This window comes from Caballeronia sp. GAWG2-1 (assembly GCF_023631405.1).
Lineage (GTDB): Bacteria > Pseudomonadota > Gammaproteobacteria > Burkholderiales > Burkholderiaceae > Caballeronia.
The window spans coordinates 190,514-215,664 of the sequence record NZ_JALQDD010000045.1; the positions used below are offsets into that span (position 1 = coordinate 190,514).

23 protein-coding genes are annotated in these 25,151 nt (G+C 60.2%); 13 read left to right on the forward strand and 10 right to left on the reverse strand.

Features of this window, described 5'->3' with window-relative positions; all coding sequences use genetic code 11:
- The first annotated feature begins 79 nt into the window (after window positions 1–79).
- The 5 genes from NCR98_RS32280 (at window position 80) to NCR98_RS32300 (ending at window position 5,313) form a co-directional block, all read left to right on the forward strand.
- Complete coding sequence (locus NCR98_RS32280; protein ID WP_250528454.1) at window positions 80–1,060, forward strand: LysR substrate-binding domain-containing protein; 981 nt, start codon at window positions 80–82, stop codon at window positions 1,058–1,060.
- Window positions 1,061–1,392: 332 nt separating this feature from the next.
- Window positions 1,393–1,950 carry a cytochrome b gene (locus NCR98_RS32285; protein WP_250528455.1) on the forward strand — a complete coding sequence of 186 codons (558 nt, stop codon included), beginning with the start codon at window positions 1,393–1,395 and terminating at the stop codon, window positions 1,948–1,950.
- 24 nt (window positions 1,951–1,974) lie between these two features.
- Window positions 1,975–2,475 carry a hypothetical protein gene (locus tag NCR98_RS32290; protein WP_250528456.1) on the forward strand — a complete coding sequence of 167 codons (501 nt, stop codon included), beginning with the start codon at window positions 1,975–1,977 and terminating at the stop codon, window positions 2,473–2,475.
- Between the two features lie 75 nt (window positions 2,476–2,550).
- Window positions 2,551–3,708: a porin gene (locus tag NCR98_RS32295; RefSeq protein WP_250528457.1), complete on the forward strand. Its 1,158-nt coding sequence runs from the start codon at window positions 2,551–2,553 to the stop codon at window positions 3,706–3,708.
- A gap of 394 nt (window positions 3,709–4,102) precedes the next feature.
- A protein-coding gene (locus tag NCR98_RS32300; RefSeq protein WP_250528514.1) for an IS3 family transposase occupies window positions 4,103–5,313 on the forward strand; the annotation gives its coding sequence in 2 pieces (ribosomal slippage) (window positions 4,103–4,421 and window positions 4,421–5,313; 1,212 coding nt in all).
- A gap of 40 nt (window positions 5,314–5,353) precedes the next feature.
- Here the strand turns inward: NCR98_RS32300 and NCR98_RS33600 are convergent.
- The 4 genes from NCR98_RS33600 to NCR98_RS32315 form a co-directional block, all read right to left on the reverse strand.
- Window positions 5,354–5,548, reverse strand: a complete 195-nt coding sequence (locus NCR98_RS33600) for an integrase core domain-containing protein (protein WP_350029551.1) — start codon at window positions 5,546–5,548, stop codon at window positions 5,354–5,356.
- 383 nt (window positions 5,549–5,931) lie between these two features.
- A complete protein-coding gene (locus NCR98_RS32305) occupies window positions 5,932–7,113 on the reverse strand; it encodes a porin (protein WP_250528458.1) in 1,182 nt (393 codons plus the stop codon).
- Between the two features lie 149 nt (window positions 7,114–7,262).
- A complete protein-coding gene (locus NCR98_RS32310) occupies window positions 7,263–8,579 on the reverse strand; it encodes an MFS transporter (RefSeq protein ID WP_250528459.1) in 1,317 nt (438 codons plus the stop codon).
- A gap of 647 nt (window positions 8,580–9,226) precedes the next feature.
- Window positions 9,227–10,708, reverse strand: coding sequence for an NAD-dependent succinate-semialdehyde dehydrogenase (locus tag NCR98_RS32315; protein WP_250528460.1), 1,482 nt, complete (start codon window positions 10,706–10,708; stop codon window positions 9,227–9,229).
- Window positions 10,709–11,057: 349 nt separating this feature from the next.
- Between NCR98_RS32315 and NCR98_RS32320 the strand changes: the two genes are divergently transcribed.
- From NCR98_RS32320 to NCR98_RS32330, 3 genes are all read left to right on the forward strand, one after another.
- On the forward strand, window positions 11,058–12,095 hold the full coding sequence (locus NCR98_RS32320; RefSeq protein WP_250528461.1) for a zinc-binding dehydrogenase: 1,038 nt from the start codon (window positions 11,058–11,060) through the stop codon (window positions 12,093–12,095).
- A gap of 63 nt (window positions 12,096–12,158) precedes the next feature.
- Entirely contained in the window at window positions 12,159–12,773 is a 615-nt protein-coding gene (locus NCR98_RS32325) for a DUF2889 domain-containing protein (RefSeq protein ID WP_250528462.1), read from the forward strand.
- Window positions 12,774–12,868: 95 nt separating this feature from the next.
- On the forward strand, window positions 12,869–14,116 hold the full coding sequence (locus NCR98_RS32330; protein ID WP_250528463.1) for a CaiB/BaiF CoA transferase family protein: 1,248 nt from the start codon (window positions 12,869–12,871) through the stop codon (window positions 14,114–14,116).
- A gap of 4 nt (window positions 14,117–14,120) precedes the next feature.
- Here the strand turns inward: NCR98_RS32330 and NCR98_RS32335 are convergent, their stop codons facing one another.
- Genes NCR98_RS32335 through NCR98_RS32360 form a run of 6 tightly spaced genes read right to left on the reverse strand, consistent with a single transcriptional unit; the run spans window position 14,121 to window position 19,665 of the window.
- Window positions 14,121–15,092, reverse strand: coding sequence for an electron transfer flavoprotein subunit alpha/FixB family protein (locus NCR98_RS32335; RefSeq protein ID WP_250528464.1), 972 nt, complete (start codon window positions 15,090–15,092; stop codon window positions 14,121–14,123).
- A gap of 13 nt (window positions 15,093–15,105) precedes the next feature.
- A complete protein-coding gene (locus tag NCR98_RS32340) occupies window positions 15,106–15,855 on the reverse strand; it encodes an electron transfer flavoprotein subunit beta/FixA family protein (RefSeq protein WP_250528465.1) in 750 nt (249 codons plus the stop codon).
- A gap of 19 nt (window positions 15,856–15,874) precedes the next feature.
- Entirely contained in the window at window positions 15,875–16,786 is a 912-nt protein-coding gene (locus NCR98_RS32345; RefSeq protein ID WP_250528466.1) for an HpcH/HpaI aldolase/citrate lyase family protein, read from the reverse strand.
- 39 nt (window positions 16,787–16,825) lie between these two features.
- Complete coding sequence (locus NCR98_RS32350) at window positions 16,826–18,013, reverse strand: CaiB/BaiF CoA transferase family protein (RefSeq protein WP_250528467.1); 1,188 nt, start codon at window positions 18,011–18,013, stop codon at window positions 16,826–16,828.
- A complete protein-coding gene (locus NCR98_RS32355) occupies window positions 18,010–18,474 on the reverse strand; it encodes a MaoC family dehydratase (RefSeq protein WP_250528468.1) in 465 nt (154 codons plus the stop codon). The genes NCR98_RS32350 and NCR98_RS32355 overlap by 4 nt, the downstream gene beginning before the upstream one ends.
- A gap of 21 nt (window positions 18,475–18,495) precedes the next feature.
- Window positions 18,496–19,665, reverse strand: a complete 1,170-nt coding sequence (locus NCR98_RS32360; protein ID WP_250528469.1) for an acyl-CoA dehydrogenase family protein — start codon at window positions 19,663–19,665, stop codon at window positions 18,496–18,498.
- A gap of 216 nt (window positions 19,666–19,881) precedes the next feature.
- On the opposite strand from NCR98_RS32360, the gene NCR98_RS32365 reads away from it, so the two are divergent.
- The 5 genes from NCR98_RS32365 to NCR98_RS32385 all read left to right on the forward strand — a co-directional run bounded on the left by NCR98_RS32365 (window position 19,882) and on the right by NCR98_RS32385 (window position 24,960).
- Window positions 19,882–20,886, forward strand: coding sequence for an NADP-dependent oxidoreductase (locus NCR98_RS32365; protein ID WP_250528470.1), 1,005 nt, complete (start codon window positions 19,882–19,884; stop codon window positions 20,884–20,886).
- A 96-nt stretch (window positions 20,887–20,982) separates the two neighbouring features.
- Window positions 20,983–21,849 (forward strand): MBL fold metallo-hydrolase, encoded by an 867-nt coding sequence (locus NCR98_RS32370; protein WP_250528471.1) that lies wholly within the window; start codon window positions 20,983–20,985, stop codon window positions 21,847–21,849.
- 23 nt (window positions 21,850–21,872) lie between these two features.
- Entirely contained in the window at window positions 21,873–22,925 is a 1,053-nt protein-coding gene (locus NCR98_RS32375) for a zinc-binding dehydrogenase (protein WP_250528472.1), read from the forward strand.
- A 20-nt stretch (window positions 22,926–22,945) separates the two neighbouring features.
- The gene (locus tag NCR98_RS32380) at window positions 22,946–23,476 is read left to right on the forward strand and encodes a carboxymuconolactone decarboxylase family protein (RefSeq protein ID WP_250528473.1); all 531 of its coding nucleotides are present in this window, start codon (window positions 22,946–22,948) and stop codon (window positions 23,474–23,476) included.
- 44 nt (window positions 23,477–23,520) lie between these two features.
- Window positions 23,521–24,960: an NAD-dependent succinate-semialdehyde dehydrogenase gene (locus NCR98_RS32385; protein WP_250528474.1), complete on the forward strand. Its 1,440-nt coding sequence runs from the start codon at window positions 23,521–23,523 to the stop codon at window positions 24,958–24,960.
- Window positions 24,961–25,151: the final 191 nt, after the last annotated feature.

Genomic DNA, 25,151 nt, shown 5'->3' on the forward strand with positions numbered 1-25,151 from the left:
GTGGTGTTGTTGACGTTCAGTTTACTTTTGCACCGAATTCGAGCAACATCGGAAATAATTAGGTTAATAAGTTTTTGTTATGGGTATTCGAGATATCGAGGTGTTCCGTGCGGTGATGAACGCGGGAGCGACGAGCAAAGCATCTGCGCTTCTCGGTATCTCGCAACCGGCCGTGAGTCAGGCAATCCGCCGTTTGGAGGAGATGGCCAACTTCAAGTTGTTCGAGCGGGTGCGGAGCAGGCTTGTCCCGACTCAGGAGGCAATCGCGCTGATGAGGGACGTCGACCGCTACTTCGTCGGCTATGAAGTCATCGAGCACCGCATCCGAAGTCTGCGGTCCTACGGCTTGGGCCGGATGGCCATCGCTTGCTTTCCCGCACTCGGAACAGGGTTTTTGCCCCGAGTCATCGCGGCTTTCGACGCGCCATCAAAAGACCTCCAAATTTCGCTGCAAGTGATGAGCTCGCGCGAAGTCCACGAAAAGGTGTCAGCAGGTCAGGTTGACTTCGGGTTGATGTCAGATGAGATGTCGATGGCAGGCCTTGAGCATTCTGAGTTCGTCAGACTGCCAGGTGTTGCGGTCATGAACGCCTCTCATCCGCTGGCACGGCGCAGTTCCATCAACGTAAATGAGCTGCCGGAGCTCCCGTTTCTCGCCTTGAACCCCGAGGACAGCACCCGCCTTCGACTCGAGGCGCAACTCACCGCGCGCGCTATTCAGTTGAAGCCTGTCGTTGAAACTCCGTATTCCCATACTGTGTGCGAGCTGGCATTGGCGGGCGTCGGGATTGGCATTGCGCATCCCATCGTGGCGCTCGACTTTGTGAAGCGTGGTCTCGTGGTGAAGCCTATCGACGTAGAGGTGATGTTCACTGGCTTGCTTGTGTTTCGCGCCGGCACCCCGCTCGCCGAGAACGCAAAAAAGTTTCTGCGTCAGATGAGGATGCAGTTGCGCAGCGACCAGGACGAGCTCGACCGCGCGCTTGGTAACGATGGCCAGGATAAACACGCAGCGCAGCAAGCAGCAGCAAGAACAGTTCGACGCTCACACACAAAATAGTCCGGTGACTTAAGCACGGGCGCGCTGTGCCGGTGGTGCGGTGTGCCTGACGCGCCGCGAGTCGGGCGGTTAAGTCCGGTCAACCCCGGATATGTCTTTCGCTGAAGTCACTCTGGTGAGCTTACCTTTCGAAGTCTTCTGACGACTTCCCTACTGCGCTACCAGTGGCTCAGTCGCGTCGGTACCATCTTGCGTCCGTTCGCTGACGCTGCGAGTCTATAACAAAGACTTATAGACTTAATTTTGTCGGTCGCTTACAGCCAAATTCATCCTTCGTAATATTCCTTCCGTCGCGGTCCCCATCCACAAAGGCTTCTCCCGGCGGAGTCAGCATGTACACCACCTCGCATGAGCGCACGCAGGAGACTGCACGTGCGTCCTATGACCGGCTTTCCATCGCGATTCACTGGTTTTTGTTTGTTTGTGTAGTCGCGCTGTGCATCATCGGTTTCTTGTTCTACAAGCTCGACTTCAACTCCGAGAGCTACAACAACTATTACTACTGGCACCGGTCCGTCGGCGAAGTGGTCTTCGCAGTAATGGTCTTCAGTGTTTTTTGGCGCTCGCGTCGCCCGCGGCCGCCAGAACTGCGGGATGTCCAGTGGCGCGCCCGAGCAGCAAAGCTAACTCAGCGGACGCTGATTGGTTTCCTGATTGCAGTCCCAGCTATCAAGATTTGGCGCGGTGCATACGGAATCGGCTGGGAATTCTTCGGCATCAAAATTCCGGCTCCACTGCCTAAAAACGTCCCGATGGGTCACTTTCTTACGGACGCGCACTACTACACGGCGATTGCGCTGATTGCCCTCAGCTCGTTACATGCGCTTGCTGCGCTCTACCACCACTACTTCCTGAAAGATAAGCTCATCAACCGGATGAATCCGTTCTGACATTCTTCAAAAAAAGGTCTACTAATGAAAAGTCTCAAATTCTATAAGAGTACGATTGTTGGCACGGCGATCCTCGCGCTCAGCGCTGCCTCATTCGCAGCTGGGGCACCCACCCTTGCTTACGTCAACAAGCCGGACTCGCACACAGCTGCGTTCATCAAGGGCAAAGAGCCGGTGAAAATCGCCTCAGTCGACGTGGACCTCAAGACATCCTCGAAGGTGCTTTTCCAGTTCACCAGTGGTATCGCGGATGAAAACTCCAAGGGCTGCCCATGCTCCGTTCGCGCTTTCGTCACGATGGATGGCCAGGCGCCGCGTCCGGTAAAGCGAGTGAACGTTGCATCGCCCGCGGTGCAAGAGGTCGACAAGTACGAACACGACCGGCAAAACCTCGACGGCTCTACCGTGTTCGAAACGCCGAAGGGGAAGCACACCTTCACGCTGACTTTCCAAAAGATGGATGGCGACACGGATGAAATCGAAGTCTTCTATCCGAACGTCCAAGCCATCGCTTTTCCGAATTGAACTGCTGATTTCTAGCCCACCTGCATAACCTGACCGGACGTTTCGGCGCGCCGGCACTCGAAACCAAAACTTGAAATGAACAAACGCGGCTTACTCTTGGCCTTGTCGGGATGCGCCTTGTCCGGTCAGGTACTGGCACAATCGAGCGTCACGCTTTACGGCATTATCGATACGGGCGTTGGATATGTTTACAATTCACAATCCGCTGCAGGAAACCAAAATACTCAAATCAAATTCGGAGGGGCGCTAACGGGTTCACGCTGGGGGCTGAAAGGCGTTGAAGACCTGGGTGGTGGACTGAAAGCCATCATGCAGTTGGAAAATGGCTATAACCCTGGAACCGGAGCGCTGGGGCAGGGCGGCCGGATGTTCGGTCGACAAGCCGTAGTCGGGCTCAGTAATCAATACGGTACCGTCAAGCTTGGTCGCCAGCTTGACCCGGTCACCGATTTGGTACAGCCGCTGACCGAGGACAACTACTTCAGCGGACTTTTTGCGACGCCCGGGGACATCGACAACTACGACAACGATTTACGCGTGAGCAACGCGGTGAAGTACATCAGCCCGATGATGTCAGGCGTCCAAGTCGAGGGGTTGTACGGGGTGGGAGGCGTAGCAGGTAGCACGGGCGCCGGTCAGTCGTACTCGGCGGCAGTCAGCTACACCAGTGGTCCTCTTGGGGCTGCAGTCGGGTATTTTCATGCTGACGGTGGCAACACTTTCGCCAACGGCGTACGAACTTGGACGAGTAGCTCGGACTCGCTGTTCTTTAGTGCCGTAAGTCAAGGCTTCGCCTCGGCCAAATCAATTGACATCATTCACGCGGGCGTCCAGTATGTGACACGAGAGTTCACCCTCGGCGTGGGCTATAGCCATAGCCAATACAACCAGGATGCGAGTTCGCGCTTCAGTCGAGACGCAAAATTCGACAACGGGGCGGTGTACGTGAACTATGCTCCGCGGCCGGATTGGCTGATTGGTGCCGGATATAACTTCACGAGGCTCAATGGCCCGGCAAACGCTTCTTATCATCAGGCGGACTTTGGCGCGCAGTACTTGCTTTCGAAGCGCACAACGCTTTATTGGGTGGCTGGGTATCAGAAGGCGAACGGTACCAATCTGTCAACCAACGGAGCAGTCATCCCAGCACAAGCTTCGGTAGGATCGTACGGCGTAAATTCTGGAACGAGCAGCCAGTTGGTAACGGTGGCGGGTGTTAGGCACAAGTTCTAAGTCTCTTCACGCATTTTTGACTTCCATCCTCACGCGCGGCTAAGCGCCGGACGAGGCAGTTAATAATGGCCCTCGGCAGCCCAATCAACCGCGTCTGATTTTGGACGTTGAACAGAGCCATTCGGACGCGATGCCAGTAAAGCGCTGTTCCGACGTCACCGGACGGTTCGAATGACAGTTCATCTTGGGATAAGAGACATTGCGTGGTACGAGAAGCGAACGACTAATATGGCGATATCGGCCCATGGTGTTGCTTCCGACTATGGACCAGCTCATCATTTGTGGGCATGACCTGCCGCCTGGAACAGCCCCTTGAAAGACCGGACACAGTCTCCCACTTACAATAGCTGGTAGGCATAAGACTGTGTATATGACTAACAACAAGAACGAAGTAATGGAAGTGTTGACGGGACCTGAGCGCCGACGGCGCCGGTCGGCTGATGAGAAGCTGGCGATGGTTCGGGAGACGTTCGAGCCCGGCAAGACAGTTTCGATGGTGGCTCGGCTGCACGGCATCAATCCGAATCAGCTGTTTCAGTGGCGCAAGCTGCATCAGGACGGCAGCCTGTCGGCAGTGAGCGCTGGAGAAGAAGTTGTGCCGGCGTCCGAGTTGAGCGACGCGCTGAAGCAGATCAAGGAGCTCCAGCGCCTGCTGGGCAAGAAGACCATGGAGAACGAGATTCTCCGGGAAGCCGTGGAGGTGATGAAGTCGCGAAAATGGATTGCGCGCTCACCCTCATTACCGGGGGACGGCCAGTGAAGCAGGTCTGTGACGTTCTCGGTGTAGCGCGCGCAAATGTGTCGGTAAAGCTCGCCCGGACTGCTGACTGGCAGGATGGCCGGCGCGCACGCAAAACGGATGATGCTGGCATTGTCGACGAAATCCGTTTGCTCGTTGCTGACTTGCCCAGCTACGGCTATCGACGCGTCTGGGGCCTGCTGCGAAGCGAGCGGGAATTGCGGTGTGAGGTTCCAGTGAATGCGAAACGTGTTTATCGCGTGATGCGCCAGCACGATTTGTTGCTTCACAGGAGGCCTGCGAGGCCGAGCATCGAGCGTCGGCATGAAGGTACGGTGGCGGTGCCCAGAAGCAATCAGCGATGGTGCTCTGACGGCTTCGAGTTTCGTTGCGACAACGGCGCGCCGCTGCGCGTGACGTTCGCACTCGATTGCTGTGACCGCGAAGCGATCAGCTGGGCAGCGACGACAGGCGGTCATAGCGGCGACGTTGTGCGCGATGTCATGCTGGCGGCTGTCGAACATCGTTTCGGGAACGTTCGCAAAACGCCCGCGCAAATCGAATGGCTCAGCGACAACGGTTCGGGTTACATTGCCGAAAAGACCCGCGCGTTCGCTTCAGATATTGGTCTCAAGCCGTTGACCACGCCCGTATGCAGCCCGCAGAGCAATGGCATGGCAGAAAGCTTCGTCAAGACGATGAAGCGCGATTACGTTGCGTTCATGCCGAAGCCGGACGCGGCGACCGCCGTGCGCAATCTGGCCGTCGCATTCGAACACTACAACGACAAACACCCGCATAGCGCGCTGAAATACCGCTCGCCGCGCGAGTTCCGACGTAAAGCCGATTCATCAACCTTGGTGTGAGATGGTGTCCGGAACTACGGGGGCAAATCCACCGCCGGTTTTAGTACGAAGTGGAGTTAGAGTCCGAGGTTAATAATTCCTTCGCTTCGTGCGCCTGCGCGAATTGCATCGGCGCCAGATAACCGAGCGAGCTGTGGGGCCGCTCGGTGTTGTACTCGATACGCCATTTGCCGGCTTCGACAGGCGCATCGATCTGATATTCAAGGCCAGTGAGACCTGTCAGCGCATCGCGCAGATTGAAGGAGTCGGTCCCAAAACAGCGACACGTCTCCGAAGTTCCCGGTGCGCTTCACCTCTATCGATTTCTGCACTCCAGTTGAATACAAGGCTAGGATCATCGCTGCATGATTTGCTGTACGTGGGAACGAGGCATGGTAATCGTGAAGGTGGGGAGGTTATGACGCGCTTACTGGCCGTTTCCCGCGATGAAACATGACGTTTCAAAATCGGTCGTCGCGCGTTGTTTGAGTGCATGGTTGATCGAGTGAAGTGTTCGCCACCGGGGCAGTGGCAGCGAGCGCCTCAAATCGAAAACACAACCGGTCATGAGCGCGGTCGTGTACGCGCCTCTTTCCGCGGCGAGCGCAGCGGTTACGCAGATGCCGCCCGCATCCCGGACTAGAACTTGTGACGAATACCAACGACAGCGACGGTTTGCTTGCTCGTGCTCGACGGCGTCGTGCCCACAAGCGCGGCGACTGCGGGTTTGCCGGTTGAATCGAACCCGGCTACCTGCTCATAGGCGACCACCGCGTAGAGATCGGTACGCTTCGATACGAAGTAGTCGGCGCCGACATTGACCTGATGATAGTTCGCTCCCTCGATCCCGCCGGCGCCGCCACCACGGGTATAGATGTAAGCCAGGCCCAGCAGCAACGAGGGCGAAACCATATAGCGGCCATTCGCCTCGTAGCTGTTGAAGGAGGCTGTGCCGCGCAACGCGGCTTGTTGCGCGGTCAGGCCGCTGACTGCGACACTGCCCATATCGCGGAAGCGCGTATTCGAATAGATGAAGCCGAGGGTCGCAGGGCCGAGAGCGTAAGACAATCCGGCGCCGAGAATGTCTTGCTGTCCCGCTGCGGAATAGCCGACGAATACCGGGCTTCGCATGTTGCTCGCGGTCGAACTGTCGTTCGCCTTGTTGCCCCAGAAAGAATAGTTCGGATTATGAGTGGACTGATAGCCGGCGGCGACCGTGATCGGCCCCTGACTATACGATCCCGCCAACCCCCAGATGGCATTTCTCGACATGGTTCCCGCCACGTTCCCGAATGAATACATCGTGCCCATGGAAAAGCCATGGTAGACAGCAGTCTGATATTTGACGGTATTGTTGACACGGTTCGAACTGTCCAGATTGTCCAGGTCTGCCGGATGGGAGCCGTAGCCAGTGCCGACGGCAGCCCATGTATTGCCGGAGGTGAGTCCCGCGAAGAAATCGTAGAGCGTCGAATATTGCCGCCCGAGCGTCACCTGTCCGTACGATTTCGATATGATGCCGACATACGCCTGCCGGCCGAAGAGCGTCCCGTTCTGTCCCATCGCGCCTGTCGTCGTGCTGTATCCGGCTTCGATATTGAAAACGGTCGACAAACCGCCTCCCAGATCCTCTAGCCCTCTGAAACCGAGCCGGCTGCCTGACTGGTTTCCGCTCGTCATGGCGTACTGGCGCTCGCCATTCGCGTTCGAATTGAAGGTGAGGCCCGCGTCGATAATTCCGTACAGTGTCACGCTGCTCTGTGCCCAGGTAGGCGAAGCGAGAATGCCGAGCGTGGCACATATCATGAATTTGACTTTCACGTAGGTATCCTAATTTTATAAGAAATAATAGAAGGCATCCGACGAGTTGGTGGACTCGTCGAAACGAAAAGCGGACTTCAGGAGCTTGAATACGAACATGCGAGATGTCCGTATCGAAGAGAAATGGCGGGGCGGCGCCTTCTTGAAGACTACAAAGGCAACTCTCGGCCGGCACGCTCGGGCGCGAGCAGCGCGCCGATGATCGTCAGCGCCCCCGTGAAAACGACGATCAGCGGTACCGCATACACATTGGGCGCGCCGCCGGCGCTCGCGAGGATGGTGGACGCGATGAGCGGGCCCAGTCCGGAGATGGCGCCGGCGCCGATCTGATAGGCGATCGAGACACCGGTATATCGGGTACGCGTGTCGAAGAGCTCAGAGAGGAAGGCGCCCATCGGTCCATAGACCATCGAGTGGCCGATTTCGAGTAGAACGAGCGACACCAGCACGAGCGGGAGGTAAGCGTTGTTGAGGGACCAGAAGAGCAGGTACATGGCCGGCACGACAAGCACGCTTCCGACGATCGCGAGCACACGTCGTCCGGTCTTGTCGGAGAGCCAGCCGAAGAAAACGGTCAGTCCCATCGCAACGAAGCCGTTTACGAATTGAAAAAGCAAGATGGTGCTGATCGGAAGTTGCAGTGCTCTCGAATAGGCCGTGGCGAAGGTGCCGTATATCTGATACGAACACGCGCCGGTCGCAATGAAGATCGCGATGATTGTGGCCTTCTTGTGTTTTCCGAACAGTTCGGCGATAGGAAGCCGTTCACGCTTGACTTCGGCTGCTTTCTCCTCGGCCTTCAGGAAGATGGGCGTCTCCGACACGCCCATGCGCACCCACAAGCCGACGAACACCAGTGCCGCCGATGCGAGAAACGGCAGACGCCAGATCCAGTTCTGGGTCTCGTCCGGCAGGCGCGTGATGCCCGCAAAAATCAACGTGCCGATTGCGATGCCGAGCCAGATGCCGAAATTGGCGAAACTGCCCCAGTAACCTCGGCGATTCTTGCTCATGTGCTCGACGAGCATCAGCACTCCGCCGCCCCATTCGGCACCGGCGCCCAGTCCTTGAGCAAGCCGTGCAAGGATCAGCAGGACCGGCGCCCAGATGCCAATCACCGAGTACGTGGGGAGGACGCCGACCAGGAAAGTCGCCACGCCCATCGTGATCATGCTCGCGACGAGCACCTTCTTTCGCCCGTAGCGGTCGCCAAAATGTCCGCCGATGATGCCGCCGATCGGACGGATGAGAAAGCCGCTGGCCAGCGTACCGAACGACGCGATCACACCGATGGTGGGGCTCACGCTCGGGAAGAACTGATGAGCGAAGTAGAGTCCCGCAGCAAGGCCGTAAATATACACATCGAAAAACTCGATGGTCGTGCCGAGGATGGTGGAGAGTATCAAGCGTCGGTGAATACCCGGCCGGACAGCCGGTGTGTCGAGTACGGCGTTGGTCGAATACATGGTGTCTCCTCTGCGCTTCTGGCCAGTGTGCCAGGGAGCATGTTGAACATCTGAAGCGGAAATGGCCGGCGGTTGGTCACCCGTCGAATGGCGTCTTTGTGAAAGGTTAACCTTTGACGAATCATTGCGCGTAGCGAATTCCTAGACTATCCGGGAAAACACGCATCGGAGGTAATATCGTCGCTATTGGCAACGCTTTGGACGGGTTGATGGATCTTGAAGATCGTCGTAACGAGATTTTTATCATTGGTTAGCCAATGAGTTCGAACGGTGTGCGGCATTGTGCAAGTTTGGCGTGCAGCGCCCGGCCCGTCACCGACGAACGATCGGAAAACAACAGATTTCTGGAGGGTGATGGCGTACGCCGCTGGAATTCCAGTGCTGCGTGCGCGAAGCGAATGCGGGACGGAAGCCAACGCGCTCGACCGAGCGGGGCGGTCAGAGAGGTCTGGAAGTGATCTTGCACCCTAGCAATACGAGCTTGCGGAAGCGTGATTCCTGAATCTTTCTCCCAAGGGCGTGCGCGGAACGAGCCGTAGTCGTATTGCCCGCGGATCGTTTAGAGTCGCGGAAAGACCAGAGCGCTGTGGAAACAGCGTGACGATCCCGCGTCACGCCGACTGCATCTCCGGTGCGTTCGCGAAGGATCAGGTCACGTGATGCACGTAGCGCGGGTGCATGAAGGCTTCGATGCCTTCGTGTCCTCCCTCGACGCCATAACCGCTATCCTTTACTCCGCCGAACGGCGCTTCGATTTGCGAAACCGCGAACGTGTTGATGCCCACGCCGCCAACCTGCAATTCATCCGCCACGGTCACGGCAGTTGCCGCAGAACGCGTGAACGCGTAGCCGGCCAGTCCGTAGGAAAGGCGGTTGGCTTCGGCAAGACCGTCGTCGATAGTGGAGAACCGGGTGGCCAGCGCGAGAGGACCGAACGGTTCGACATTCATCGCTTGTGCGCTGTGGGATACACCCGCGATCAGAGTCGGCCGCCAGAACGTACCGCGTGAGCCGACGCGATCGCCGCCGGCGACGAGCCGGCCGCCCTGGTCGATGGCATCCGATACCATCGCTTCGACGGCGTCACGTCTGCGATGATTGGCCAGCGCCCCCATCTGGCTTGCGGAATCGAGGCCCGGACCCACGATCACGCGGTCCAGCGCTTCGCCGTATCGCTGAACGAAGGCGTCGTATATGCCGTCCTGCACAATGAATCTCGTCGGACACGTGCATACCTGACCTGCGTTGCGGGTCTTGCCTTGCACGCAGGTGACAACGGCCGTGTCGAGATCTGCGTCGTCGAATACGAGGACGGGCGCGTGGCCGCCCAATTCCAGCGTGCAGGGCTTGAGTCCTTCCGCGGCCAGCTTCGCGAGGTGCCGTCCGACTCCCGTCGATCCTGTGAAATGGACCTTGCGGATGATGTCGGAGCGCATCAGATGACTCGACACATCGGCCGGTACACCGAATACGACATTCAACGCACCGGCAGGCAACCCGGCGTCCTGAAGCGCCTGCGCGATGCCGATCGTCGAGGCAGGGGTTTCTTCGGCGGGCTTGATGACAACCGTGCAACCAGCGGCAAGCGCGGTCGCGATCTTCCGCGCAGGCAGCACACCCGGAAAGTTCCACGGAGTGAACGCGGCGACGGGCCCGAGCGGTTGCATGACCACCATCTGACGTGCGCCACGGGCGCGCGCCGGGATGATCCTGCCGTTGGCCCGCAACGCTTCCGCGGCATTCCAGTCGAGCGTCTCCGCGACGATTGAAAATTCGAGTGTCGACTCCGCCAACGTCTTGCCCTGTTCGAGCGTCATCAGGCGGGCCAGGTGAGCGCTGCGGTCGCGGATCAGATCAGCGGCGCGCCTAAGTATGGCCGCTCGTTCGATCGCGGATGTCTTTCGCCAGATTTCGAACGACGAGGAACTGGATGCCAGGGCGTCGTCGAGATCTTGTCTGCTTGCGCGTGGCACTTCGGCCAGTGTTTCGTCCGTCGCAGGGTTTCGAACAACCCCGCAATGACCGTCGCCTCCACGGCGCCATTCTCCGCCGATGAACTGTTTCGGAAGCGGGTAATCGCTGCTTTGCATGTCCATTGCTATCGCCTCGAGAGGTGCGGCGTCCTGCATGCGGAGCGCCGTCAGTGAATCGACGACCAGACATTAGACTTCGGCTTCCAAATAGTCAATGACTAACCAATGAAGTCGGATTTTTTCTGAAAAGCTTATTTTTGCCACTCAGTTAGCAAGAGGTGACTAGAATTAAGTCTTATGCGCTAAGACGAGAGAGGCATAACGAAATGCATAGGGAACTTCCCTGACTCAAATAATCAATGGTTGACATATGAAGTCGCTCCGTTACCATCGACCATTAGTGCTGGGAACGGCATCGCTCCAAAACATTCAAGCGACAGACGAGCCTTTCGGCTCGCGTCGCTATACGACGCAGCGGACATCGATCTCGATAAGGAACGGTTTTATGAAGGCACTTGTTCTGGAAGGAATTCAGCAGCTGGCAGTTCGCAGTGTGCCGGACCCCGAACCAGCCCCTCTGGGAGCGTTCATTCGCGTGCAGGCGAACGGCGTTTGCCGTAGCGACTGGCACGGTTGGATCGGCGACAGCAAGCGGGACTTTCCGACCATCATGGGGCACGAAATGACCGGGATCATCGAAGACGTGATGCCCGGCGTTACGCGGTTCAAAAAAGGCGACCGGGTCGTCGTGCCGTTCTCCGGCAGCGAAGGAACTTGCGAGTATTGCCAGAGCGGGCAGTCGCATCTCTGCGACGGCGGGATCATTCCCGGCCGAACCTACCCGGGCGGCTATGCCGAATACGTGAGCGTGCCGCACGCCGACCGGAATCTTATGGTGCTGCCCGAGGACATCAGCTTCACCGACGGCGCCGCGCTCGGTTGCCGGTTCATGACGTCCTTTCACGGACTCGTCGATCGCGCCGAGCTTCGGGCCGGCGAATGGGTGGTGGTCTACGGATGCGGAGGCGTCGGCCTGTCGGCGATCAATATCGCGGCTTCGCTGGGCGCCACCGTGATCGGCGTCGACATCAACGACGCCAACCTCGATCTCGCCAAGCGGATGGGCGCGCACTTCACGATCAACAGCCGCGAGTTGAAGGCAGTCGAGGCGGTGATGCAGATGACGCGAGGCGGAGCGCATGTGGCCGTCGACGCGCTCGGCATCGCGCAGACGTGCGTCGACGCGATCATGAGCCTGCGCAAGGGCGGCCGGCAACTGCAAATCGGGCTGACGACGAAGAAGGAAGCGGGCTACATCAGCGTGCCGATCGACACCATCGTGCTCAGGGAACTGAAGATCATTGGCTCGCTCGGCATGGCGCCGCACCGCTTCGCTTCGATGATTCCGATGGTCGCGAGCGGGCGCCTGACTCCGGGCATGATGGTGACGAAGGAGATTACCTTGTCCGATGTGGGCGAAGTGTTCGACAGCATGACCAGGTCGGCGAACACGGGTACTTTCATCGTCACCCGCTTCGAGTGACCCTTGCGTACGTCCGATTCGTTCGGCGAACTGTCGGGCGTCAGGACCGATCCGGAGCCAACCATGCCCCTCAGTGAAGCCAAGGCACGCACCCCGCTGCATGAGCGAGTCATCACGATCGGCGCTTTTCTTCGCGACGACGATCTGATCGACATCGAGGCGACCCTGGTCGACACCAAACCCGTTGAATTCGAGCTTGGCGTCGATCGTCCGCACGTGGCGCCTGGCGAGGCCATACACAGAATCTCGGTCCGTCTCTCGGTGGATGAAAACGCGAGGATTCGCGAGACCGAGGTCGCCATGGATGCGACTCCGTACCACTGCTGCAAGGAAGTGGAGAGCTCGTTTGCGCTAAATGGAATCCAGCTTGGCGCCGGCTTAATGAAAGCGGTGCGCGAGCGCATCGGCACGGCGGGCAATTGCTGGCACGCATCGCAGTTACTGCCGCAGATGGCGACCGTGCTCGTCCAGGCAAACTACCTCGCCATGCGCGCAAGAATCGATCGTTTGCCTCCGAAAGAACGCCCCGCGCCGAAAATGCTCAACACGTGTGTCGGCTGGCAGGATCATCGGTTGCATGTCCAGCAGGATTTTCCAAACTTCTATCGTGAGAAAAATCCGCCAGTCGACCGCTCGGACAATCGCTATATGGATCCCGAGGATGATATGCCGCCATGACGATGTCCCGTTTCTTGTAGCATAGGGGACAGGTCGGACTGATCTCGCACGCTCACGGCGCTGCGCGTCCGCGAATTCCACGTGACGAGAAAGACATGGAGACGACTGCCGGAGCAATGTCGGGGGTAAGGGTGGTGGACCTCACGTCGGTTTTCATGGGGCCATGGGCCACGCAGATGCTCGGAGACCTCGGGGCGGACGTCATCAAGGTGGAAGCGCCGGATGGTGATTGCACACGTAGCATCGGGCCTTGCGGGGAAGCGAACCTTGGGCCGCTCTTTCTCGGGCTGAACCGCAACAAGCGCAGTATTGTGCTGGACCTGAAGCGTCCGGCGGGGCGCGAGGCGCTGCTCCGTCTCGTCGAAGACGCCGACGTGCTCGCATACAATATCCGTCCCCAGTCGATGGAGCGTCTCGGCCTGGACTACGACACGCTTGCCCGCATCAATCCTAGACTGGTCTACGTCGGCATGTTCGGCTTTTCGCAGCGCGGGCGTTACGCGCCTCAAGGTGCCTACGACGACCTCATCCAGGCGGCCACCGCAGTACCCGAGGTCGTCGGAATGGCCGGTGAGGGCGCCCCGCGCTACGTACCGCTCACCATCGCGGACCGTTCGGTCGGAACGTATGCATTCGGTGTGATCTGCGCGGCCCTCTTTGCGCGGGAACGTTCAGGAGTCGGCCAACGTGTCGACGTTCCGATGTTCGAGACGATGGTGTCGCACGTGCTCGGCGATCATCTCTATGGAGAGACCTTCGTTCCGGCCAAGGGAAGTTTCGGCTACCCGCGGCTGCTGTCGGCGCAGCGTCGTCCGTATCGAACGAGCGACGGTTACGCGTGTTGTGTGATCTACACCGACCATCAGTGGCACGCCTTTCTCAGGGTCGTCGGCAAGGAGGACCTTTATCATTCGGACCCGCGTCTGAAGAGCATTGCGACGCGTACGGCTTACGTGAACGAACTCTACAGCATGGTCAGCGATGAAATCGCTTCGCGCACGACCCACGAATGGCGCGTCGTGCTGGGCGAAGCCGACATCCCGTTCTTCAAGTTGCACACGCTCGAATCCTTGCTCGACGATCCGCATCTGAAGGAGATCGGATTTTTCCGGGAGACGGATCATCCGGCTGTCGGCCGGATACGCGAAATAGCGATGCCGAGCGAGTGGCGTGGTGGCACGGAACGCAAGCATCGTCATGCGCCCGGCCTCGGGGAGAACAGCCGGGAAATACTTCGCGAGACGGGCTACGCGGAAGCCGAGATCGACTCGCTGATGTCGTCGGGCGCGTCTTGTGAACCGGCTTCCGTCCCGCCCGCAACGGCGGAGCACAACGTTTCATAGCACGTCATAGCGCGTCGATAAGGGCCGGCACGGCTTCGAACAGATCGCTGACCAGGCCGTAATCCGCGACGCCGAAGATGGGCGCTTCCGAGTCCTTGTTGATGGCGACGATGACCTTCGAGTCTTTCATTCCCGCCAGATGCTGAATCGCGCCGGAGATGCCCACCGCCAGATACAACTGCGGCGCGACGATCTTCCCCGTTTGCCCCACCTGGTAGTCGTTCGGCACGAAGCCCGCGTCCACTGCAGCCCGCGATGCGCCGAGCGCCGCACCGAGGCGATCCGCCAACGGCTCCAGCACTTTCGCATAGTTTTCGCCGTTTCCCAGCCCGCGCCCGCCCGATACGATGACATGCGCCGATGTCAGCTCCGGCCGTTCAAGCTTCGTGATCTCGCGACTCTGGAAGTTCGACAGTCCGTTGCTCGCGGGCACGGCGACAGGCTCGATCGCGGCGCAGCCGCCTTCCGTCGCAATCGCATCGAAAGCGGTGGGGCGCACGGTGATCACTTGAATCGGATCGACCGACTGGACGGTTGCGATCGCGTTGCCGGCGTAGATCGGACGCTCGAACGTATCTGCGCTATTCACAGCAACGATGTCGCTGATCTGCGCAACATCGAGTTTAGCCGCCACCCGAGGGGCGATGTTCTTGCCGTAGGCCGTAGCGGGAAAAAGGATGTGAGAGTAATTCCTTGCGACTGTCAGCACCGTCGCCTCGATATTCTCGGCGAGACCGGCTTCCAGATGCGGCGCGTCGGCCGACAGCACTTTCGACACGCCCGCTATTTTCGCCGCCGCAACCGCCACTTCCTCGACGTGATATCCGGCGACCAGCACGTGGATCTGGCGGTCGGTGTGGGTGGCGAGCAGGGCCGCCGCAGTGAGCGTGTTGAACGTCGCCGGCTTGAGCGATGCGCTTTCTTCCGAGCCGGATCGGCCCGCCGCGTCATGTTCCGCAACTACCAAAATCGTCATTTCGAGCCTCTCCTCACAGAACCTTGGCTTCGTTTCTCAGCTTTTCGACAAGCGATTTCACATCGGGCACGAGCACGCCGGCGGAGCGCTTCGCAGGCTCGGCGACGCTCAGCGTTTTTAGCCGCGGTGTCACGTCCACGCCAAGCTCCGCGGGGGTAGTCGTCGCGAGCGGCTTTTTCTTCGCCTTCATGATGTTGGGCAGCGTGACATAGCGCGGCTCGTTCAGCCGCAGATCGGTTGTCACGACAGCAGGCAGCGCAAGCGACAGCGTTTCCGCACCGCCATCGATTTCGCGCGAAACAATCGCCTTGCCGTCGGCGATGACGAGCTTCGATGCAAAGGTGGCTTGCGGAAGCCCCGACAAGGCGGCGACCATCTGGCCAGTCTGGTTCGAATCGTCGTCGATGGCCTGCTTGCCGAGTATCATCAACTGCGGCTCTTCCTTGTCCATCAAAACTTTCAGCATCTTCGCCACGGCGAGCGGCTGCAAGTCCTCGTTCGATTCGATCAGGATCGCGCGGTCCGCACCGATCGCGAGTGCGGTGCGCAGTGTTTCCTGACATTGCGCGCAGCCCGCCGATACGGCGATGACCTCCGTGGCCACGCCCGCTTCTTTCAGACGGACTGCTTCTTCGATCGCGATTTCATCGAAGGGATTCATCGACATCTTGACGTTCGAGAGATCCACACCCGTACCGTCCGTTTTCACGCGAACCTTCACGTTGTAGTCCACGACTCGCTTGACCGGCACCATGACTTTCATCGGGATTCCTTGGTACTTTTCAGATCGAGCTGCTTTGGCTTGACGCCCTTCGCTGATACTTCTCGTGCAGATCGAGCAGATTGCGAGCGCGCTTGAGGTGCGGAATATCGAACATCTTTCCGTCGATTCCCACCGTTCCGACTCCGCGCTCGTCCGCGAATGCGGCTGCGATCTTTCGCGCCAGCGCAACGTCGGCGGGAGACGGCGCGAACGCTTCGTTGATCGGTGCAACCTGATCGGGATGAATGGCCACGCGTCCGGTGAAGCCTTCCTGAGCCGCCGCCCGGCAGGATGCGCGCAGTCCGTCGAGATCGCGATAATCGACGTAGACCGTTTCGATGGCCTGCACGCCCGCGGATTTGGCGGCGAGCAAGACCGCCGAACGAACCCAGCGATAAGTCAGGGTCCAATGGCCGCTTTCATCGACGTTCGTGGATGCGCCGATTGCCGCGCTCAAATCCTCCGCACCCCAGTTGAGCCCCACGAGCCGTTCGAGCCTTGCCGACGAAAACTCGCCGAGGCGAAGCGGCGCCGTGGGTGTTTCCGTCGCCACCGGCGCAATCTTGATGTGCCCATGCGGAACGCCTTCGCGCGCCTCCAGCGCATCGAGGTAGTGACTCAGGCGCAATACATCGTCGGGCCCGTCGATTTTCGGCAGCATGATGCCGTCCGGCGCGCCTCCGGCGACCGCCGCGAGGTCGGTGAGCGCGGTGTCGTCGAGCGGATTCACGCGCACCCATAACTGGTAAGTACGCCGGGACGGTGGCCGCGCGTCGAGGAATGCGCGAATCTTCTGCCGCGCTATGTCACGGTTGGCGGCTGCCACCGAATCTTCGAGGTCGAGCACCACGGCATCGGCTCCCGCGCCATCCGCTTTCGCGAGCTTTCTGTCGTTGTCGCCCGGCACGAAGAGCCAGGATCGCAGATACATGAGTTGAACTCCGTCGAAATGGTTAATGGGTGCCGCTGTTCACGCGATGACTTTGCCGACCTTGAGCCTGTCGATGTCCGCGCGAGAGAAGCCGATCTCGTGAAGGATGGTCTCGGTATGTTCGCCGTGGACCGGCGGCGGCGAACCGGCGAACCGGCGCTCGCCGCCAAGCGTGAACGGCTGGCCGACCGACTGGATCGGGCCGCCGTGCGGATGGACATAGTCGACGATGGCGTCGCCGCCCCGCGTGTGAGGATGCTGCAGCATTTGCGCCAGCGTGTTGATCGGCGCACACGGCACGCCGACGTCGGTCAGCTTGTCGTTCCAGTAGGCGACCGGATGCCGCGCGAGCGCCGCCTGCACCACATCGAGCGTTTCCGTGCGATTGATCACGCGGTCGCTGTTGGTGCGGAACTTTGGATCGTCGGCGATGGATTGCAGTCCCGCGACAGCACACAGCTTGCGCCATTGGCTGTCGTTGGCGACGCCCAGCATGAGCGGTCCGTCAGCGGCTTCGAAGGCCTGATAAGGGCACAGGGACTCGTGACTCGAACCGCATTTGGGCGGCTGCGTGCCGCGCTCCCAGAAACTTTGCAGGTTGTAGCGCAGCAATCCGAGCGCCGTCTCGAACAGCGACACGCTGACGGTCGTTCCCGTACCGGTCTTGCCGCGTTCGAGCAGCGCGGCGAGGATGCCCGTCAGCGCGTGGGTGCCGGTCATCTGGTCGATCGGGGAGATGGGGCTGCGCACATAGCCGCCGCCCTCGTCGCCGGTGAGGGACATCATGCCGCTGAAGGCCTGCAGAATCACGTCGTATCCCGGCGACCGGGCGAGCGGACCTTCGCGGCCGAACCCGGAAATGCTGCAATGGACGAGCCGCTTGTTGAGCGGTTGAAGCGTGGCCGCATCGATGCCGAGCCGCTCGGCAACGCCGGTTCCGAAACTCTCGATTGCAACGTCGGCCTGCGCGGCCAGCTGATGGGCGACGGCGCGTCCTTCCGCCGTCTTCAGGTCCAGGGCGATGCTGCGCTTGTTGCGGTTCACGCTTAGGAACACGGCGCCCAGCCCTTCACTCCGAAACGGCGGCCAGCCGCGGGTTTCGTCGCCGAGTCCGAGCGGCTCGACCTTGATCACTTCGGCGCCCAGATCGCCGAGCGCCTGCGTGCACAAGGGGCCTGCCAGGACTTTGGAGAAATCGAGGACCTTGATCCCGTCGAGAGGTTTCATTGCGCGACCTTGTCCTTTTTCTTCATCAGGGCGGCACGCGTGCAGGTGGCCACCAATTCGTTGCGCTGGTTGAAGGCTTCATGCACGAAGGTCACGATGCCGGTCGCGGGCCGCGACTTGCTCTCGCGCATTTCCAGCACGATCGAACGGGCGTGGACCGTGTCGCCATGAAAGAGCGGCTGCGGAAAGCGGACCTCGTTCCAGCCGAGGTTCGCGACGGTGGTGCCGAGCGTCGTGTCCTGCACGGAAAGGCCGACCATCAGCCCGAGCGTGAATGCGCTGTTGACGATCCGCTGGCCGAACTCGGTCTCGGTCCGGCAGTATTCCTCGTCCAGATGCAGGGCCGCGGGGTTATGGGTGAGTGCCGAGAACAGGACGTTGTCCATCTCGGTGACGGTGCGGCGGACGGCGTGGTCGAACACTTGTCCGATCGCGAACTCTTCGTAGTACAGGCCGGGCATGCTTTTTCTCGCAACGAATGGTCAGTAGGACTTGGGAAGATCGAGCACTTTCTCGCCGATGAAGCAGAGGATCATCTGGTCGGTGATCGGGCCGATCCGCGTCACGAGCACCTCGCGCAACAGGCGTTCGACGTGATATTCCTTTGCGTAGCCCATGCCGCCGTGCGTCAGTACGGCCGTCTGACACGCCTGATAGCCGGCGCGCGAACCGAGCAGCTTGGCTCCGTTGGCTTCTGCGCCGCAGGGGAGCCCGGCGTCGTAGAGATCCGCAGCTCGCTCTGCCATCAGCAAGGCGGATTCGAGGTTCAGCCACGCTTCGGCCAGCGGATGCTGGATGCCCTGGTTCTGCCCGATCGGCCGCCCGAACACCACGCGCTCCCGGGCGTAACGCGCCGCACGCTGCAACGCGTCCTGACCGATGCCGATCGCCTCCACCGCGATGAGAACGCGCTCGGGATTGAGCCCATCAAGCAAATAGTGGAATCCGCGTCCTTCCTCGCCGATCCGGTCCGACTCGGGGATGAACAAGTCGTCGATGAATACCGCGTTGGAATCGACCGCAGCGCGTCCGTGTTTCGGAATCCGCTTCACTTCGATCTTCGTGCGGTCGAGATCCGTATAGAACAGCGTCATGCCGTCGGTCGCCTTGCCTTTTCCCTTCTCGTGTTTCGGCGCCGTGCGGGCCAGCAGGAGGATCTTGTGCGCCACTTGAGCGGTGGAAATCCACATCTTGCGCCCCGACACGATGTAGCCGCCGTCGACCTTCCTTGCGAAGGTCTTGATGCTGGTGGTGTCGAGGCCCGCGTCCGGTTCGGTGACGCCGAAGCAGACCTGGTCCTCGCCCGATACGAGCCGTGGTATCCAGCGATCCTTTTGTCCGGCGGTGCCGTGAACCAGCATCGGGTGAGGCCCGAACATGTTCATGTGGATCGAGGAAGTGGCGGCCATCCCGCCGCCGTGCAATGCAACGGTGTGCATCACGAGCGCCGCGTCCTTAATGCCGAGCCCCGCGCCGCCGTATTCCTCGGGCATGGTGACGCCGAGCCATCCCGCATCGGCCATGGCGCGATGAAATTCCCGCGGAAATCGCTCGTCCTTTTCGCACGCCGCCCAGTATTCGTCATCGAATTTTCGGCAAACGGCAGACACGCCGTCGACGATCGCCGACTGCTCACCGATGAGATTGAACATTCGTTCCTCTGCTAAGTTGAAGGTCTTAGCGGCAACTACTTACCGCCGTCATTCGTTTCAATGGTTAACCAAATGACTATTCAACGTCAAGTGCATTGCTAGATATCAGTAATAGGGGATTTCACTAGGACATTTACCGATACATTCATTGGTTGACAATTAAAAGAAGTGCTTTATCCTTGCTAGCTAATGTGGCAATAAAAGGAAGGGCGCGAGATGAGAAATCGTCGTTGGGCACTGGCCTCGCATGCGCAAGGCGCAGTGAGCGAATCGCTTTGGAAGCTGGAGGAGACCGACGCTTCACGACCGGCCGAAAGGCAAATTCTGGTCAAGACGCTTTGGCTCTCGGTGGACCCGTATATGCGTGGCAAGTTGAATGAGGGCGCCGGCATGCAAGCGGGCAGCCTGATGCAGGGTGGCGGCGTCGGTGAAGTGGTGGAATCGAATCATCCGGAATGGCGGGTTGGCGATATTGCCGAAAGCCCGGACGTTGGTTGGCAGGACTATGCGGTCCTCACGCCCGATCTTCCCGGCGCGTCCAAGGTCAACAAGGTCGATACGCGTTTTGCGCCGCCGCAAGCGGCTCTTTCATGGCTCGGAATGCCTGGCCTGACGGCCTACTTCGCCATGCTCGACGTCGGCCGACCGAAGCCCGGTGACACGGTCGTCGTGTCGGCGGCGGCAGGAGCCGTCGGACAGATCGCCGGCCAACTCGCACGGCTGGCCGGTTGCCGCGTGATCGGCATCGCCGGTTCGGATCGAAAGCTCGACTGGTGCAAGACGATCGGCTTTAACGAGACCATCAACTACAAGTCGGCGTCCGATCTCGCGGCAGAAGTCGCGCGATGCTGCCCGAACGGGGTGAATGTGTTCTTCGACGGCACCGGCGGTCCGATCCACGACGCGGTCCTCAAAAACCTCGCGATCGGCGCGCGCGTTGCCATTGTGGGCCGCGTGGCCGTCGCCAACAATTCGGGCGGCGAGGACACCGGACTGCGCGCGAGTTCCAGATTGATCGCAACGCGCGCCGTGGTGCAGGGTTTCGTCGTCTACGACTGGTGGCATCGTCGCGACGAAGCGTTGCAGCGGCTGGCGGCCTGGCACAAGTCGGGCGAACTCCAGTTTCGTGAAGATGTCCTGAGCGGACTCGAAAACGTGCCGCGCGCCTTCATGCGGATGATGGCGGGAGAGAACTTCGGCAAGCAACTCGTTCAGGTGTGACCTCGCGATACGGGGTCCATCCGAATCACGCGCGCGAACGATCGCGGACGATGTGATCGGTCTCCATTGGCAAACATCAAGCGTTCTGGATTCTTTATGAGCCTGACATTTCGGGTAGGTGACCTGACCGTGCACCGGATCGTCGAACTCGATGCGCCGTTTCTGCCCGCTCTTGAAATGCTGCCCGGCCTGACACCTGAACGACTCGCTGAGAATCGTGTGTGGCTGCAGCCCGATTCGCTGGATGCCAACGACACGTTCATCCTGTGTTACCAGTCGTACGTGATTCAGACGCCGCATCACACGATCCTCGTGGACAGTTGCCTGGGTAACGACAAGCCTCGTCCGCGCCCCGAGTGGGACATGAAGTCCGATGGCCGGTATTTGCGCGCGTTGTCTCACGCCGGCTTTTCCGTCGACGACATCGACTTCGTCATGTGCACGCATCTGCATGGCGACCATGTCGGCTGGAATACGCGGCTCGTCGGCGGCGAATGGATCCCCACGTTCCCGAACGCTCGCTATGTATTCGGCGAAAAGGAGCAGGCGACGGCTGCGGCGGCGCATCGCATCGAGCCGAACGCCGCTTATGTGGACAGCGTTCTGCCGGTTATGTCGGCGGGTCGCGCGGATATCGTGAAGCACGATCATCAGATCGGCGATCACCTGCGTATTCTGCCGACTCCCGGGCATACCGAAGGGCACTTGTCGTTTTGCTTCGGCAGGAAGGCGGACGATGTGGTCCTCACGGGTGACCTGATCCACGTGCCGCTTCAGACCCGCTATCCCGAACTCTCGTTTGCGAGAGACAAGGACCCGGTGCAGGCGGCCGTCACGCGGCGCGCGTTTCTCGAACGCTATTGCGATACACCCACGTTGTGTTGCACCGCGCATTTTCCGTCGCCGTCTGTTGGACGCGTCACGCGCTGGGGCGACGGTTACCGGCTGCAAGACATCGATTAAACGAAGTTTAAACGGAGGAAAACATGCGAGCGTACGCGGTCCAGTGTTTCTGCGAACCGGTCGTGCAAGTCGAGCGAGCCGAGCATCGGCCTGTGGATACGGAGGTGGTCGTCGAAGTCATGCGTTGCGGCGTGTGCCATACCGACCTTCACCTGCAGGATGGTTACTACGATCTCGGCGGCGGCAAGCGGCTGAATCTGGTGGATCGCGGCATCCATCCGCCGGTGATCTTGGGGCACGAGGTGTTGGGACGGCTCGTTTCGAAAGGCCCCGACGCCGCGCTCGAAGATGGCGCGATCGGTAAAGCGTTTCTGATCTACCCGTGGCTCGGCTGCGGGACGTGCGACATGTGTCTGCGCGGCGAGGAAAACTTGTGCGGCAAACCGCAATCGATCGGCGTGTTCCGTCCCGGCGGGTATGCCGAGCAATGCGTGGTGCAGCACCCAAAGTATTTGGTCGACGTGACGGGAATCGAGCCTACGCTGGCAGCTACGTACGCATGCTCGGGACTCACCGCGTATAGCGCACTGCGTAAGGCCGGCATCGACAAGGATCGTGATCTGCTGCTTTTAATGGGCCTGGGCGGCGTCGGTCTCAGCGGGCTGCAGATCGCAGTGGGACTCGGATTTCGCCGCGTCGCGGTGGCCGATATCGATTCGGACAAGCGCGAGCTCGCGCTGCGTCATGGAGCGGAGATGGCGCTAGACCCGCGCGATCCGGATGCGTCCGCCGCACTGGCGGCAGCGGGCGGTGTCGGAGCGGCTGTCGACTTCGTCGGCAACAAGGCGACGGCGGATTTCGCCGTGGCATCGCTGAGAAAGGGCGGCATCTGCATCGTCGTGGGTCTGTTCGGAGGAGATATCACAATCTCGCTGCCTCCGCTCGTTCAGCGCGCGATCACGGTTCGCGGTTCGTTCGTCGGCAGCCTCGACGAACTCAAAGAACTGATCGCGCTGGTCAAGGCGGGCAGCATTCAGCCTCTGCCGGTGGAAGAGGTGGCTTTTGATGAGGTGAACGATGCCCTCGCGCGCCTGCGTGCCGGCCACGTCAAGGGTCGCCTCGTGCTCGCAAGATGAACCAGACCAAGGAGATTGTGATGAGTGGAACCATTCGCGTGCCGCTGATCGAGCCCGGCTCGCATCCCGAACTCGCGGAAGTTGAGGCGACTATTCGCGCGGAGCGGGGCGGGGAAATCGCCGTGCTGTATCAGGCGCTGCTCAATAGCGCACCCATCGCCTCGGGATGGGAACGCATGCTGAGCGCGGTGCGCAATCGCACGCAGATCCCGGCTGACCTGCGCGAGCTGATCATCTTGCGCGTGGCGGTGCTCAACCGCGCGACGTTCGAGTTCGCGGCGCACGAACCGCACGCAAGGAAGGCCGGTGTATCGGTTGACAAGATCGCCGCGGTCAGGACCGTTCCCGCCAAAACCGCCGACTTCACCGATGTTGAACGACTGGTGCTTGAACTCACCGATCACATGACGCGTGAAATAGAAGTCCCGGATGCCGTGATGCAGCGCGTATGCGCGAGGTTCGACCCGCGCGGCGTCGTCGAGATCGTGGCGACCGTGGCGGCTTACAACATGGTGTCGCGATTTCTCGTGGCGCTGAACATTACCCACTAAGCACTGCGATGCTGATTGCATGCCATTTTACGGAGTCGCGACAAATGGGCTATCCCGATACCCAGCTCTTTATCCACGGCGAGTGGCAGGACGCCGCCGACGGCCGCACCCTGCCGGTCAAAAATCCGGCCAACGACCGGGAGATTGGCGGCGTCGCGCATGCCGGTCTCCCGGATCTGGATCGTGCGCTCGAATCATCGCAGCGGGGCTTCACGGTATGGCGCGATTTCACGCCCGCGCAGCGCGGCAAGATCATGCGCAAGGCCGCCGAACTCCTGCGGGCAAACGCGGATTCGATCGCTACGCGGCTCACGCTGGAACAAGGCAAGCCGCTCGGTGAAGCAAGGGGCGAGACGTTGGCCGCCGCCGAGATCGTCGAATGGTTCGCCGAGGAAGGATTTCGCGTGTACGGCCGCATCGTGCCGCACAGAAGCAGTGTGTCGACGCGGCAGATGGTGATCAAGGACCCGGTCGGCCCGGTTGCAGCTTTCACGCCGTGGAATTTCCCGATCAATCAGGTCGTGCGCAAGGTTGCCGCGGCGCTGACCGCGGGATGTTCGATCATCGTGAAGGCGCCGGAGGAAACGCCCGCCAGCCCGGCGGCGCTCGTCCGCGCCTTCCAGGAAGCCGGATTGCCTCCGGGTGTGCTGAATCTCGTCTATGGAGATCCGGGTGAAATATCCAGCTATCTGATCGCGCATCCGGTCATCCGGAAGGTGACGTTCACCGGTTCGACACCGGTCGGCAAGCAGCTTGCCGCGCTGGCCGGAGCGCATATGAAGCGGGTCTCCATGGAGCTCGGCGGTCATGCGCCGGTCATCGTGTGCGACGACGCCGACCTCGGGCTGGCAGTGAAATGCATGGGCGCGGCCAAGTTCCGCAATGCGGGGCAGGTCTGCATCTCGCCTACGCGATTCCTCGTTCATGAGAGCGTCCGGCAAGACTTCGCTCGCGCCATCGCGGAGTTCGCGCAAGATCTCGAGACCGGCGATGGTCTGGCCGAAGCAACGCAGATGGGTCCGCTTGCCAATTCGCGACGGCTCAAAGCCATGACCGAACTGTGCGACGACGCCGTGAGCAAAGGCGCACGAGTGATGGCGGGCGGGCACCGCATCGGCGATGTCGGAAACTTCTGGGCTCCGACGGTGCTGGACGATGTATCGCTAGACACGAAGATTTTCAACGAAGAGCCATTCGGTCCGATCGCGGCGATTCGCGGCTTCGAACGGCTGGAAGACGCGATCGCCGAGGCGAATCGACTTTCGTATGGTCTCGCCGGCTATGCATTCACGAGATCGCTCGTCAACGCGGACATTCTGACTCGCCGGGTCGATGTCGGCATGCTCTGGATGAACATGCCAGCCATGCCTTCGGCCGAATTGCCCTTCGGAGGCGTCAGGGACTCCGGCTACGGAACGGAGGGCGGTCCGGAGGCGCTGGATTCGTTTTTGAATGTCCGGGCTATCGCCATTGCGCATGCTTGAGACTGGACGTGCCGCTGACTCGACAAGGTCAACGATTCTTGGGAAGGCAAATATGGACACAATGCAACGAATGCGTTTCGAGGCTGCCGCAGCCGCAAATTTCGATGATGCTTCGCTATGGCGATGGTTCTCGGCGCTCCTCGAGGAACGCAGAATTCGCTGGCGCTTTTGCTTCAATCAATGGCTAATAA

Bases quoted from the DNA above. Each gene is read 5' to 3' on its own strand.
- NCR98_RS32350 (WP_250528467.1), bottom strand. From the start codon at position 18,013: ATGAAACCTCTCGACGGGATCAAGGTCCTCGATTTCTCCAAAGTCCTG.
- NCR98_RS32340 (WP_250528465.1), bottom strand. From the start codon at position 15,855: ATGAAAGTCATGGTGCCGGTCAAGCGAGTCGTGGACTACAACGTGAAG.
- NCR98_RS32375 (WP_250528472.1), top strand. From the start codon at position 21,873: ATGCGAGCGTACGCGGTCCAGTGTTTCTGCGAACCGGTCGTGCAAGTC.
- NCR98_RS32320 (WP_250528461.1), top strand. From the start codon at position 11,058: ATGAAGGCACTTGTTCTGGAAGGAATTCAGCAGCTGGCAGTTCGCAGT.
- NCR98_RS32330 (WP_250528463.1), top strand. From the start codon at position 12,869: ATGGAGACGACTGCCGGAGCAATGTCGGGGGTAAGGGTGGTGGACCTC.
- NCR98_RS32345 (WP_250528466.1), bottom strand. From the start codon at position 16,786: ATGTATCTGCGATCCTGGCTCTTCGTGCCGGGCGACAACGACAGAAAG.
- NCR98_RS32315 (WP_250528460.1), bottom strand. From the start codon at position 10,708: ATGCAGGACGCCGCACCTCTCGAGGCGATAGCAATGGACATGCAAAGC.
- NCR98_RS32295 (WP_250528457.1), top strand. From the start codon at position 2,551: ATGAACAAACGCGGCTTACTCTTGGCCTTGTCGGGATGCGCCTTGTCC.
- NCR98_RS32370 (WP_250528471.1), top strand. From the start codon at position 20,983: ATGAGCCTGACATTTCGGGTAGGTGACCTGACCGTGCACCGGATCGTC.
- NCR98_RS32290 (WP_250528456.1), top strand. From the start codon at position 1,975: ATGAAAAGTCTCAAATTCTATAAGAGTACGATTGTTGGCACGGCGATC.
- NCR98_RS32355 (WP_250528468.1), bottom strand. From the start codon at position 18,474: ATGCCCGGCCTGTACTACGAAGAGTTCGCGATCGGACAAGTGTTCGAC.
- NCR98_RS32365 (WP_250528470.1), top strand. From the start codon at position 19,882: ATGAGAAATCGTCGTTGGGCACTGGCCTCGCATGCGCAAGGCGCAGTG.
- NCR98_RS32280 (WP_250528454.1), top strand. From the start codon at position 80: ATGGGTATTCGAGATATCGAGGTGTTCCGTGCGGTGATGAACGCGGGA.
- NCR98_RS32335 (WP_250528464.1), bottom strand. From the start codon at position 15,092: ATGACGATTTTGGTAGTTGCGGAACATGACGCGGCGGGCCGATCCGGC.
- NCR98_RS32310 (WP_250528459.1), bottom strand. From the start codon at position 8,579: ATGTATTCGACCAACGCCGTACTCGACACACCGGCTGTCCGGCCGGGT.
- NCR98_RS32325 (WP_250528462.1), top strand. From the start codon at position 12,159: ATGCCCCTCAGTGAAGCCAAGGCACGCACCCCGCTGCATGAGCGAGTC.
- NCR98_RS32285 (WP_250528455.1), top strand. From the start codon at position 1,393: ATGTACACCACCTCGCATGAGCGCACGCAGGAGACTGCACGTGCGTCC.
- NCR98_RS32380 (WP_250528473.1), top strand. From the start codon at position 22,946: ATGAGTGGAACCATTCGCGTGCCGCTGATCGAGCCCGGCTCGCATCCC.
- NCR98_RS32385 (WP_250528474.1), top strand. From the start codon at position 23,521: ATGGGCTATCCCGATACCCAGCTCTTTATCCACGGCGAGTGGCAGGAC.
- NCR98_RS32360 (WP_250528469.1), bottom strand. From the start codon at position 19,665: ATGTTCAATCTCATCGGTGAGCAGTCGGCGATCGTCGACGGCGTGTCT.